11 protein-coding genes are annotated in these 12,312 nt (G+C 70.5%); 2 read left to right on the top strand and 9 right to left on the bottom strand.

What is annotated here, in order from left to right; genetic code table 11:
• The first annotated feature begins 21 nt into the window (after positions 1–21).
• On the top strand, positions 22–1,347 hold the full coding sequence (locus ACW7G5_RS04105; RefSeq protein WP_457002042.1) for a hypothetical protein: 1,326 nt from the start codon (positions 22–24) through the stop codon (positions 1,345–1,347).
• Complete coding sequence (locus ACW7G5_RS04100; RefSeq protein ID WP_457002040.1) at positions 1,344–2,111, top strand: acyltransferase; 768 nt, start codon at positions 1,344–1,346, stop codon at positions 2,109–2,111. Before ACW7G5_RS04105 ends, ACW7G5_RS04100 begins: the two co-directional genes overlap by 4 nt.
• A 6-nt stretch (positions 2,112–2,117) precedes the next feature.
• Here the strand turns inward: ACW7G5_RS04100 and ACW7G5_RS04095 are convergent, their stop codons facing one another.
• From ACW7G5_RS04095 to ACW7G5_RS04055, 9 genes are all read right to left on the bottom strand, one after another.
• Positions 2,118–3,347 carry a pyridoxal-dependent decarboxylase, exosortase A system-associated gene (locus ACW7G5_RS04095; protein ID WP_457002038.1) on the bottom strand — a complete coding sequence of 410 codons (1,230 nt, stop codon included), beginning with the start codon at positions 3,345–3,347 and terminating at the stop codon, positions 2,118–2,120.
• Positions 3,344–4,561, bottom strand: a complete 1,218-nt coding sequence (locus ACW7G5_RS04090; RefSeq protein ID WP_457002037.1) for a glycosyltransferase family 4 protein — start codon at positions 4,559–4,561, stop codon at positions 3,344–3,346. Before ACW7G5_RS04090 ends, ACW7G5_RS04095 begins: the two co-directional genes overlap by 4 nt.
• A gap of 4 nt (positions 4,562–4,565) precedes the next feature.
• Positions 4,566–5,783: a GNAT family N-acetyltransferase gene (locus tag ACW7G5_RS04085; RefSeq protein WP_457002035.1), complete on the bottom strand. Its 1,218-nt coding sequence runs from the start codon at positions 5,781–5,783 to the stop codon at positions 4,566–4,568.
• A 3-nt stretch (positions 5,784–5,786) separates the two neighbouring features.
• On the bottom strand, positions 5,787–6,872 hold the full coding sequence (locus tag ACW7G5_RS04080) for a hypothetical protein (RefSeq protein WP_457002033.1): 1,086 nt from the start codon (positions 6,870–6,872) through the stop codon (positions 5,787–5,789).
• Positions 6,869–7,861, bottom strand: coding sequence for an NAD(+) synthase (gene nadE, locus ACW7G5_RS04075; RefSeq protein ID WP_457002032.1), 993 nt, complete (start codon positions 7,859–7,861; stop codon positions 6,869–6,871). The genes ACW7G5_RS04080 and nadE overlap by 4 nt, the downstream gene beginning before the upstream one ends.
• Positions 7,858–9,378, bottom strand: a complete 1,521-nt coding sequence (locus ACW7G5_RS04070) for a class I adenylate-forming enzyme family protein (RefSeq protein ID WP_457002031.1) — start codon at positions 9,376–9,378, stop codon at positions 7,858–7,860. Before ACW7G5_RS04070 ends, nadE begins: the two co-directional genes overlap by 4 nt.
• Positions 9,375–9,632 carry an acyl carrier protein gene (locus ACW7G5_RS04065; protein WP_457002029.1) on the bottom strand — a complete coding sequence of 86 codons (258 nt, stop codon included), beginning with the start codon at positions 9,630–9,632 and terminating at the stop codon, positions 9,375–9,377. Before ACW7G5_RS04065 ends, ACW7G5_RS04070 begins: the two co-directional genes overlap by 4 nt.
• Positions 9,633–9,747: 115 nt before the next feature.
• Entirely contained in the window at positions 9,748–10,956 is a 1,209-nt protein-coding gene (locus ACW7G5_RS04060; protein ID WP_457002028.1) for a glycosyltransferase, read from the bottom strand.
• Positions 10,953–12,308, bottom strand: a complete 1,356-nt coding sequence (locus ACW7G5_RS04055; protein ID WP_457002026.1) for an O-antigen ligase family protein — start codon at positions 12,306–12,308, stop codon at positions 10,953–10,955. Before ACW7G5_RS04055 ends, ACW7G5_RS04060 begins: the two co-directional genes overlap by 4 nt.
• Positions 12,309–12,312: the final 4 nt, after the last annotated feature.

Below are 12,312 nucleotides of genomic sequence, written 5' to 3'. Positions count from 1 at the left end.
CGCCATTCGGGAAGAACCGCCATGGGAACGTCCAGCTTCCGGGTTTCGCTGATCGCCGCCGCGGTGGCCGCGGCGGTGTCGCTCGTCGCGCCGCCCTCCGCGCGGGCGGCGCGCATCGACTACGTGGTCGACGCGGGCGTCGAGCACGACGACAACGTCCGCGTGTCCGCCGTCGATGCCGACGCCCAGCGGATCCTGCGCGCGGGCCTGGGCGTCCTGGTGACCCAGGAAGGCTCCACGCTGCAGGCCGTGGTGGCCGGCCGCGCCGACTACCGGGAATTCGACGGCGGCATCGACGACGGCGTCGAGGGCATGCTTTCGGCCTATCTCAACTGGGTCATCATCCCCGACCGCCTGAGCTTCACGGTCCAGGACGAGCTCGAACTCCAGGCGGTCGACCGCTTCGCCGCCGATTCACCCGACAACAGGCAGCAGGTCAACGTGCTCTCGCTGGGGCCGAACTTCCTGTTCAACATCGGGCGCACGCTGCAGGGACGCGTGGAGGCACGCTACATCGACTCCGATGCCGAGATCACCGACGAGTTCAACTCGAACCGGGTCGGCGCCGCGCTGCGCCTGACCAAGGCCCTGGACGAAGGCAGCGACCTGGGCTTCAACGCGCAGTGGACCGATGTCGACTACGACTACGACCTCGCCGCGCGCGACCACGAGCGCACCGACGTCTACGCCAGCTACGTGCGCACCCGGGCCAACATCGATTACACCCTCGACGCCGGCTACTCGCGGCTCGACTACGACGACGGCGACCGCCGCGACGGCCCCCTGCTCCGCGTCGAGGCCGGCTGGCGCCCGAGCGAACGCAGCCGCCTGTCGCTGATGCTGCTCAACCAGTTCTCCGATGCGGCCGACGCGGCCCTGTTCGACGGTGTCACCGGCAGGCCCGAGGCCTCGGTGCCCGGAAGCGTGCTGGTCGATGGCCGCACCGTCATCCCCTCGGCCTACCGCGAGCAACGCCTCGCGCTGGCCTGGGACCACGCCGGTGATCGCGTCGGCTGGCGGCTCGAACCCTACATCCAGCGCCTGCGCTACATGGATGCGCTCGCGCCCGACGAAGAGGCGCGGGGCGTGTTCGCCGGCGCGGACTACCGCATCAGCCCGACGATGACCCTCTCCGGCTGGGCCAGCGCCGAACGCACCGAATACCGGCCCCTTGGCGCCAGCGACGACACCCGCCGTGCCGGCCTCGCGCTCGAAAAGCGCTGGACGCGCCACTGGAGCACCTCGCTCAGCTACTACCGCTACGAGCGCGACAGCGAAGTGTTCGACAACGAAGTGCGGCAGAACGTCTGGTACCTCTGGATGTCGTACCGGAACCGCCCGCTGTGAGCACGCTTGCCACGGTCCGCCACTGGGCGCGGACCTCAGCCCACCCCGCCGCCGCCGCCGCGCGGCGGACGCGCGGCCTTGCCCGCGGACTGACGCTGCCCGCGCCGCGCATCCTGGTCCTTCCCTACCTCTGGCTGTTCCTCGGCGTGCGCGGGCTGCTGTTCTTCCTGCGCCGCGTCTTCGTGGCCGAGCCGCTGTTCAAGGCCTACTGCAGCCGCGTCGGCCGCGGCGTGACCACCGGCATCCACGTGCCATGGGTCCAGGGCGCCGGCGACCTCGTGGTCGGCGACCACGTCCGCATCAGCGGGAAGATCTCGATCAGCTACGCCGCAAGCTTCACCAGCCGGCCGCGCCTGGAAATCGGCGACCACTCCGACATCGCCCACGACACGCGATTCGTGGTCGGGCGCGAGATCCGCCTGGGTCGCCACGTGCAGGTTGCCGGCGGCGTGACCTTCCGCGACTCCGGCGGCCATCCCACCGATCCCGAGCGCCGCCGCCTGGGCAGCGCCCCCGATCCCGACGACGTGAAACCGGTGGTGGTCCACGACCATGCCTGGATCGGCTCGGGCGTGCTGGTGATGCCGGGCACGGAGATCGGCGAAGGCGCGATCGTGTCCGCGCACGCGGTGGTCTCGGGAAAGATCGCGCCCTACAGCATCGTCGCCGGCAATCCGGCGCGGCGCATCGGCATGGTCCAGCAGCCCGGCACGGCCGCCGCCGCCCCGGCCGCAGTACCAGCTACCGCACCGGCAACCGCCTGACAGGCTTCAGACCAACGCCTCCGCGGCGTCGGGATGGCCGAGGAAGTCACGCGGGCTGGCGCTGCGCCCGTAGGCACCGGACTGGAACACCACCACCAGGTCGCCCGGCTCCGCGACGCCCAGCTCCATCCGGTCGCCAAGCAGGTCCAGCGGGGTGCACAGCGGGCCGACCACGCTGGCGGTCTCGAAGGCGCCGGGGCGGCCGTTGACCGCCACCGGGTAGTTGCGGCGCATGACCTGCCCGAAGTTGCCCGATGCCGCCAGGTGGTGGTGCATGCCGCCGTCGACCACCAGGAACACCTGGCCGCGCGATATCTTGCGATCGACCACGCGCGACACGTACAGGCCCGAATCTCCCACCAGGTAGCGCCCGAGTTCGATCACCAGGTGCGCGCCCGGGGCGTCGTCGCGAAGACGCGCGGCCAGGCCGGCCAGGTTTTCGGCCACCGGACCGACATCCAGCACCGACTCGTTCGCGGCATAGGGGATCCCGAAGCCGCCCCCGAGGTTCAGGCTGCGCAGCGGTGCCGGCAGCAGGCCGGCCCACTCCATGGCCAGGTCATAGCTGCGCGACTGCGCCTCGACGATGGCCGCGTGGCGCAGGTTCTGCGAGCCGGCGAACATGTGGAAGCCCTCGAAGGCCAGGCCCGCCGCGGCGATCGCGCGCAGCGCGGCGGGAACCTCCTCGGCATCGATGCCGAACTGCCGCGCGCCGCCGGTCATCTTCATGCCGGAGGCCTTGAGTTCGAACGGCAGGTTGACGCGCAGCGCCACGCGCGCAGGCGTGCCGGTGGCCGCGGCGGCACGCGCCAGGATGTCGATCTCACGGAAGGACTCGATATTGACCAGCACGCCGGCCGCCTGGGCCTGGGCGAGCTCGGCGTCGGACTTGCCCGGGCCCGCGAAGGACACGTGCACGGGATCCGCGCCGGCATCCAGGGCCACGCGGAGTTCGCCGGCCGATGCGACGTCGATCCCGTCGGCCAGGCGCGCCATGTGGCCGACCAGCGCCGGCATCGGGTTGGCCTTCATCGCGTAGTGCACGCGGACGCTGTCCGGCAGGGCCGCGCGCAGGGCGTGCATCCTGTCGGCGATGCGCCCGCGGTCATAGAGGTAGCAGGGCGTGCGGCCGACCTCGGCCACCACCCGCGACAGCGGCCGGCCGCCGACCATCAGTTCACCGGCGGCGTCGACGGGCCAGGAAGGCGTGCCCGGGCGGGCGTGTTCGTTGTTCAAGTCGTACGGTCCCGTGTTGCCTGCAGGCGACGGTGGAAGTCCACCAGCTGCAGGATGTTGTTACGCCACTGGTGGCGCTCGGCCACGCGCCGGCGGGCATTGCCGCCCACGCGCGCGAGGTCTTCGGGCGCGCGGCTGCGCGCGATGACGGCGTCGACCGCCGCGTCGAGGTTCCCGGCCGGGAACATCCAACCGGTCGTGCCCTCGTCCAGCACCTCGCGGATCGGCTCGAAGTCCGGCGCCACCGGTGGCACGGCGCAGGCCATGAACTCGAACAGCTTCACCGGGGAGGTGTAGTCGCCGGCACTCGGCAGGATCGCCATGTCCATCGCCGACAGCAGCCCGGGCACCTCGTCGTGGGCGACGCGGCCGGTCAGCACGACCTGCCGCGACAGCCCGCGCTCCTCCACGAAGGCGCGCAGCGCGGGATACGTCGCGCCGTCGCCGACCAGCAGCAGCTTCAGGCCGGGCGCAGATGCGAGGCGACCGGCGATCCGGTGCACGAAGGCATCGATGGCGTGCCAGGGCACGAACGCACCGAGGTAGCCGCAGACCACGCTGCCTTCCAGTCCCAGACGCTCGCGCGCCTGCGAGCGCTGCTCCGCGGTGAACGAGAACTTCGCGATGTCGGCCGCGTTCGGCGTGACGATCGCCGGGGCCATGTCCGGATGCGCCGCGCGCGCGCGGTCGCGGAACACGCTGGACACGAAGACCAGGCCGTCGGCGTCGCGGAAGGCGCGGCGTTCGATCGCCATGGCCAGGCGGCGCAGCGACAGCGGGCGCACGCGCTCGACGATGGCCGAGTCGTTGACTTCCAGGATGATCGGGACGCCGCTACGCCGCGCCAGCCAGATCGTGGCGTACATGAACAGCGAATAGCGCTCGTAGATGAAGTCGACGTCGGGGTTGCGCCGGAGCCAGCCGCGCACGCGCCAGCCGGCCACCAGGTTGTAGGCGAGCTCGACGAGCTCGAACACCGGCTCGGGCAGCCCGGTCACCAGCTTCATCCACGGCCGGGCCTGCCGCGTCGGTGACATCGCCCCGGGCGACGCATAGGGATCCGCGCCGGGCAGCGAGACCACGTCCACGTCCACGCCTTCGCGGCGCAGCGCATCGGTGATGCCACGGATATGCACGCCCTCCACCGCCTTGCCCTGGGTGCGATGGTGGTAAAGCACCTTGCGCACGCTTGCCGCCGCGTTGACCGCGTCCATGGCCTCAGGCCTCCTGCGTGGATGGCGTCATCGCCAGGGCTTCGCCGAGGGGGACCCCGAGGGTCCCGCGCTGCGCAAGCCCGGCGCCGATGCGCTCGGCCGTGGCGCGCATGCCCGATCGGCGCACGTCGATCGAATGCAGCATGTGCTCCGTGCTCGACAGCCTGCGCTTGTATTCCTGGTCGCCGGCGAGGAAATCGAAGGCCGACTCGCCGGCCGCCGCGGCCTGCTCGACCGCGGCGTACAGCGAGGCGATGCCCGGCCGGTCATGGCGCTGCAGCAGACCGTAGTTCATCCCCGCGTTGTAGTAGTAGACATTGCCCTGCCAGCCGAGGTTGTAGAGATAGCCGACCAGCGCGTCGCCGGCGGTCACGCGGACGATGCGCGCGAAGCCATCGTCGCTGGAACGCTCGATCAGCGTGCGGTGGAAGCGGCGGAAGAACGGGCTCGCGAAGCAGCCGCCGGCCCCGCGGGACTGCCAGTGCTGCGTGTGGAGTTGCTCGAAGGCGTCGAACCAGTCCAGCGCAACGCGCACGTCCGCCGCCGTTTCGGCGCGCAGGGGCCCCAGGGACTCGTAGGCGCGCAGGGACTGTCGCAGCGAGCCGCGCACCTTGCGACCAAGCACTTCGAGATAGCCACCGGGCGCGTCGCGCACGGCTGCGAGGTCGACCTGGTAGCAGGGCCGCGAGCGCACGCTGGTCGCCTGCATGTCCTGCGGCAGCGCCGCGGCGATGGCCTCGCCTTGCGCCGAGGTGGAGATGCGCAGGCGACGCCAGTCCCGCGGCAGCAGGTCGAGTGCATCGAACAGTGAACGCCACGCGGCCGGCAGCCACCCGGGCCTGGCCAGCAGGCCTGCGTACTCGATGGTGATCTCGTCGATCCCGGCATCCCCGGTCTCCTGGAGATGCCACGAACGCCGCCCCAGCCAGCGCGCGCCGCCCTGCTCCGGAGCGTCCACCAGCAGCGCCAGCGCAGCCACGCCACCATGCGCGTCGCGTGCACGGAACACCATCGGCCGGATCCCGGCAGGCAGGTGCTCCAGCCATGTGGACACCCATTGCCAGCTTGCGAACGGCGAACAGGCAGCGACGTCCTGCAGTGCGATCCAGTCCGTGGCGAGGTCCGGACAACGCTCAAGCGGCAGCAGTTCACCGCGCAGCACGGCGTCCCTGCTCCAGTCGCCCGGCATCGACGCCTCGGGCTTGGCTTCATTGATCGGCATCGTTCAACCGTCCTGGTCGATATAGGTCAGATGTGGCGGCGGCGGATTGGCGTCCAGCGCCGGGTCGATCCAGCGTACGACCACCTGCTGGCCACCGCGGCTCTTGAAGCCGGACGCACGCCAGGGCGCGGCCGCATCGGCATCCATGGCCGCGCGCAGACCGATCGCCGCGTATCCCTGTCGCCGCGCCTCGCGCAGCAGTACGCGCAGCGACGGCAGCGCGATCCCGGCGCAGGCACCCGCCGACCAGAAATCGTGCACCTCGAGGATGTGCGGCCACGGCGGCTCGACGCCGCACGCGAACCACGCCTGCAAGCGTCCAGCGGCATCTTCCACCAGCAGGTAGCGGATGCGAATGCCAACGCCCTGGTCGAAGCGCCAACGCAGCATTGCTTCGTCGCGCACCGCCGTGAGCCGCGGATGGCGGGGCTTCGTGGACCAGACCACGTCCATCGCCGGGTCGACGTGGTCGACCCAGCGCGCCCGAAGTCGAGGCCCGGCCCGCAAACGCCAGGCCCTGGATACCGCGTCGCCGCCATCCACCGCCAGTCCCGCCAGGCGCGCCGGCATCGCCAACGGGCGCGGCAGGCGACGCGCCAGATAATGTCCGTGGCGGACTATGCGCACGCTGCGCTCCATGTCGGCCAAGGGGCGAAGGCCTGCACGCCTGAGCGCGGCACCGGCTCCCTGGCTCGCATTGGGTATGCCGTACACGAGGTCGAACCGATCCTGCGCGGCTTCGAGGACGGATTCGAGCAGCATCAGCGCCGGCCCGAGCGAGCGATGCGCGGGCTGGATCGCGAGGTGCGACAGCACGCCAGCCCGAAGCTCGCGCCCACCGGCGCGCATCTTGCGCGGGGCCAGGGCAAGCAGGCCGACGATGCCGTCGTCCACGTGCTCGACGAAGCGGAGCACCGGCCGCCCGAAGGGCGAGCGCAGGCAGATGGCGTCATAGCGCGCACCCAGGAGCGCATCGTCATCGCCGAGGCTGCCGCGCCAGGCTGCGATCGCGGCCTCGCGGCAATCGCCGATGTCTTCGCCGTCGCTGATCCGATACGCGGAGACGATGGGCGTCGACTCCAGGTTCAAGCCGCCACCTCCTCCAGCACCGTCGCCCCGCGCATGAGCAGCGGACGCTCGTGCAGGTAGCGCGTGGTACGTCGCTTGTTGCCGATGTCGACGTACACCGCGGCCGCCTGCTCCGTGCCGATGCCGAGCGCGCGCCCAAGCTCTTCCGCCGGGCGGTCGTGTTCCAGCGCCCAGAGGGCGAGGTCCATTTCACGATGGGGAAGCGCGAAGTAGAACTCGTCCTGGCCCTGCGCCAGGCTGTAGGTGTCCGTGGTCGGGACGGCCGCACAGACGCGTTCGGGAAGTCCGAGATGCCGCGCCATCGCATAGACCTGGGTCTTGTACAGGTGCGCGATCGGCTTCACGTCGGCCGAGCCGTCGCCATTCTTGACGAAGAAGCCCTGGTCGTATTCCAAGCGGTTTGGCGTACCCACGACCGCGTAGTTGAGGCGGTCGGCATGGTAGTACTCGATGGTCTTGCGGATGCGCTGCTTGTAGTTGGTGGCGGCCACGATCTGCAGGTATTCCGAAAGCCCCAGGACGCAGTCGTGCCGTCCGCCATCGGGATCTTCCGCCACCAGCCGGAACACGTTGATCCGGCCTTCGGTGCCGCCGTCGATCGCGATCTTGAAGCGCCAGCCTTCGCCGTAGCCCGGCAGCGCACGGCGCACCGCAGCGTCCCGCTCGCGGTAGCAGCCGATCGCCTCCAGTGCGGGCGCGATGTCGACCGTCTCCACGCGGATACCGAGATGCGAAGCCAGGACCCCGGCGCGTCCTGCACTGTCGTCGGAAGAGTCGCGCTCGGGCAGGATCAGGCCGACCACCCGCTCCGGCCCCAGCGCTCGCACCGCCAGCGCCGCGCAGCACGAGGAGTCGATGCCCCCGGAGATCGCGACCACCAGTCCGCGACGATGCAGTCGCCTGGCGGTGCTCTCGCGCAGCCAGGCGGCGATCCGATCGGCCTCCGCTTCCAGGTCCATGTCCAGCACGTCGTAGCCCAGTTCGCTCACGGTGTCGCCTCCAGGTTCTCCGGCCGGGCCAGGCTGGCGCGCCTGACCTTGCCGGAAGCGGTGCGCGGCAGCGCGGACACGAAGTCGACGCGGCGCGGGATTTTGTAGGGGGCCAGTCGGCCGCGGCAGTGGGCGCGGATGGCGTTCTCGCAGAGGCCCGGGTCGCGCCTGACCACCCAGGCATGGACCACCTGGCCCAGGACCTCGTCCGCGACGCCCACCACCGCGACTTCGGCGATGCCGGCGTGTTCGAGAAGTGCTTCCTCGACGTCCAGCGGATGCACGCGATGCGCACCGGTCTTGATCATGTCGCTGCGCCGGCCTGCCAGGAACAGGTAGCCTTCGGCGTCCATGCGGCCGAGGTCGCCGGTACGCAGCCACCCGTCGCGCAGGACCAGTGCGCTCGCGGCCGGGTCGCGCCAGTAGCCGCGCATGATCCCGGGGCCGGCGGCCCAGACCTCGCCTTCGACGCCCGCGGACACTGCGTTCCCGGCCTCGTCGCGGACCTGCAGGCGCACGTCGCGGATCGGCCGTCCGGCCGAGCCGGGCTTGTCGTCCAGGCGCGCCGGAGGCACCGAGGCCAGGCGCGCGGTGGCCTCGGTCTGGCCGTACATGATGTGCAGGCACACGCCCGGAAGCAGCTCGCGAAGACGTCCGGCCAGCGCCACCGTCATCGCTCCGCCGGCCTGGGTGAGATAGCGCAGGCGCGGCAGCGTGCGTCCCTCCAGCACACGGCGCTCGAGCAGCAGGGCGAAGGTCGAGGGCACCCCCGAAAACCCGGTGGCCGCTTCCCTCTCCAGCGTGCCGGCCACCAGGTGCGGGAACACCAGGTTGGGCTCGAGCACCACACAGGCGCCGGCGGCAAGGTGCGTGTGCAGCACCGAGGCACCGTACGAATAGTAGAAAGGGAGGACGCTCACCGTGCAGTCGTCCGCGATCAGGCCGAGGTCCGCGACCACGGCGTCGACGTTGGCCACGACATTGGCGTGGGAAAGGGTCACGCCCTTGGGCGCACCGGTGGTGCCGGAGGTGTACATGATCATCGCGAGATCGCAGGCGGCACCGGACGCCCCCAGCGCTTTCGCCGGCGAAGGCGCCGCCGCTTCCGGCCAGGCCGCGTCGCTGCGTGGCCCCAGCAGCATCCGGCGACCAGGAGTGACGGTGGCCTCGAGCGCCGCCTCCGACTCCACATCGCCGGACGCGGCCAGCACCAGCGCCGGCTCGCAGTGCGCGAGCCATGCCGCGAGCTCGCGCCTGCTGGCCTGTGCGTTGAGCGGCACCACCACGGCACCGGCAAGCCAGACGCCATAGCAGGCCACCACCGCCTCGTAGCGATTGGGCAGTACCAGCGCCACGCGATCCCCGGGGACGACCCCACGTGCCTGCAGGACCCCGGCGAAGCGCAGCACCGACGCCGCCAGCGCGGCATAGTCCGCACGGCAATCGCCGTCGCCGATGGCAGCTGCCGACGGCCTGCGTGCCGCCGTGGCCAGCAGGCGGTCGGCAAGCGTGGTCACTGCACGCCGCCCGCCGCCTTGCGGCCAAGGAAGGTGCTGATGCTGTCGATGCTGTCGAAATTGGCCGGCACCATTTCCTCCGGGCTCACCCGGATGTCGTAGGCCGACTCGAGGAACTCGATCAGCTCCAGGATGCCCGTCGAGTCGACGATGCCGCCGCGGATCAGCGAGGTGTCGTCGGCAACGGCACCGCTGTCGTCGGTGAACAGGAAATTGTTCAGGATGAACGGCTTGATGGTCGCCTTGTAATCCATTGCGTCTCGTGCGCCTCGGTTGGGTGACGGGCTCCGGACGGCACGCCCGTGCACGCCGGATCTCCCCGTGTCGCCATGAAAGACGTAAATACCGGTGCGTACCGGACGGCACCGCTCAGCGCGGGCCTGCGGGCGTGGGGCCGGGAAGCCCGGCCGCGTGGGCCGCAAGCACGTCCGCACAGGCCGCGAAGGTCTCGCGCGCCACGTCGTCCCAGCTTCGCGCCATCGCCCGCGCGATCGACGCGTGGTCCCAGGAGCGGGCCAGCGCCTCGTCCAGCGCCTGCGCGAGCCGCGCCGGGTCGCGTGCCGGCACCAGGATCCCCGATCCGGAAGCAACGATCTCGCCTGCGCCGCCAACGTCGGTGGCAACCACCGGACACCCGCAGGCCAGCGCTTCCACGAGCACGTTCGGATAGCCCTCCGACCAGCTCGGCAACGTGAGCACGTTGGACGCCGCGATCCACTCCGCGACCTGCAGCGGCTCGAGGCCGCCGGTCATGCGCACGCGTGCCGCCAGGCCGCTCTCGGCCACCATTCGCGCAAGCCGTTCACGCATGACGCCATCGCCCACCAGGCCAAGCATGGCGTTCGGCTCCCGGACGTGGACCGCGGCGAACGCTTCGAGCAGCTCATGCATGCCCTTGGATTCGACCAGGCGGCCAACGTAGGTCACGAGCTTCGCCGCCGGGTCGATGCCCAGCTGCCTCCGCACCGTTTGCCGGTCGCGCGGATGGAACACCGCGGTGTCGACGCCGTTGACGATCGTGCTGACCATGCATGCATCCACGCCGAAATCGCTGATCACGGCCCGACGCATGGCTTGGCTCACGGTCAGCACCGCGTCGGCGCCATGGAGCGTCTTCCGGGTCAGCCAGGCCGCCATGCCCGAGCGCATGTGGATGTCGGAGCCGCGCGCGCCGACGATGCACGGCACGCCCAGCGCCCGTGCGGCACGCAGCGCCGCGTTGCCGTCGGGATAGATCCAGTAGCCGAGCACGATGTCGGGGGCGAAGCGTCGCAGCCGCGGCGCCAGCGCACGGCCACCAACGAAGCCGTTGCTTGCGCGCGACAGACCGGGAAAGCCCGGATAGGTGTAGGGCTCGAGGTCGATGCCATCGAGCGAGTAGCCGGGGTCGACGATTCCGCCGAGGAATGTCCTGGGCGCCAGTCCGGGCAGGCGCGGGTGGCGGACCTGCGGGAAGTACACGCGCACATCGGCCAGCCGCGAAAGTGCGCGCGCGGTCTCGTGGATGTAGCGGCCGCGCGCGAGGTCGTGCGGCACCGGGAGATTCGGCGTGACCAGCGCGATCCGCGGCCGGGTCACGACATCACCAGCAGGAGCCTGAGCAGCACGTAGAAGCCGACCGTGACCAGGCCCGCCAGCAGCACCCAGCGGATCACGTCGCCGCCAAGGCGGAAGGCAGGCATGGCCGGGAAGCGCTCGCGCACCGCGGTGGAGTGCGCGACCACCACCGCGGCCAGCAGGTAGAGCAGGATGATGTAGCTGCGGCTGAGGAAGAACGCCGTGGCCGCGAAGCCCGCCAGCGAGACCAGCAGGGCGGTCGCGATCGCGCGGTCACGGCGCCACTGCTCGACCAGGGCCGTGTCCCAGGCGGAGTCGGACGCCGCTGCCGCGCCGTCCCCGTCCCCGTCCCCGTCCCCGTCCCATGCCGGCGGCTGCCCCGGATAGCTGCCCGGCGGCGCCTGGCGCAGGATGCGGACCATCATCCAGAAGCAGTAGCCGATGAAAGCGAACCACAGCCCGAAGCCGATGATTCCGTTTTCGGCAAGCACCAGGACCAGCGAGTTGTGCGCGGTGAGATGGTGGTAATTGGTGAAGTTCCCGGTGCCGACGCCGTACAGCGGGCTGCCGATGAACATCTGGATGCCTTCGTACCAGGCTTCCACCCGGCCTGATGCCGATCGTTCCGCAACGTCGAGCTCGTTCAATCGCGAAGGCAGCAGCCGCATCGCCACCAGTCCCACCGCAGCCACGACCAGCGCGCTTGCCAGACCGCGCCGCACCCACAGGAAGACGCCCAGCATCGCCGCCACGGCCAGCATGCCGCCGCGGGAATTGGTGAGATAGATCCCGTAGAGCAGAAGCCCCGCCACGCCCAGCCACAGCATCCGGCGCAGCCCAAGCAGGCCGCCGCGACTGGCCAGGTACACGGCCATGGGCAGGCAGATCACGAACAGCATCGCAAGATCGTTGGGGTCGCTGAAGATCCCCAGGTACTGGATGCGGCCGTCGTCCACCAGCGGCATGCCGGTCCAGCCGACGCCAGTCGACTTCTGGTCCACGCCGTGCACTGCCATGAGCGCGGCGCTGGCAGTGAACACCACCATTACCCAGGTCATGCGCCTGGGCGTGGTGGTGGTATTGGCCAGGACCACGAAGGCCACCAGGCTGGGAGCGAACAGAGTGAAGTGCTCGACCGCGCCACCGACCCAACCGTTGAGCGCGATCGACAGCGATGTCATCACGACGAAGGCCGGCAGGATCAGGTACTGCGGTTCGTCGAAGCGCTTTTCACGCGAGCCCAGCCATGCCAGCAGGGCGCCGACCAGGGCGATCGGCAACAGCGGAATGCCCGCCCCCGCCATCTGCGGATACTCCTGCGGGCGCACCAGCACCAGCAGCAGATAGAAGGCAATGCACAGGAAGGCGAACATCAGC

The organism is Luteimonas sp. A501, assembly GCF_054052085.1.
This window is presented reverse-complemented; position numbering and strand designations above follow the sequence as displayed.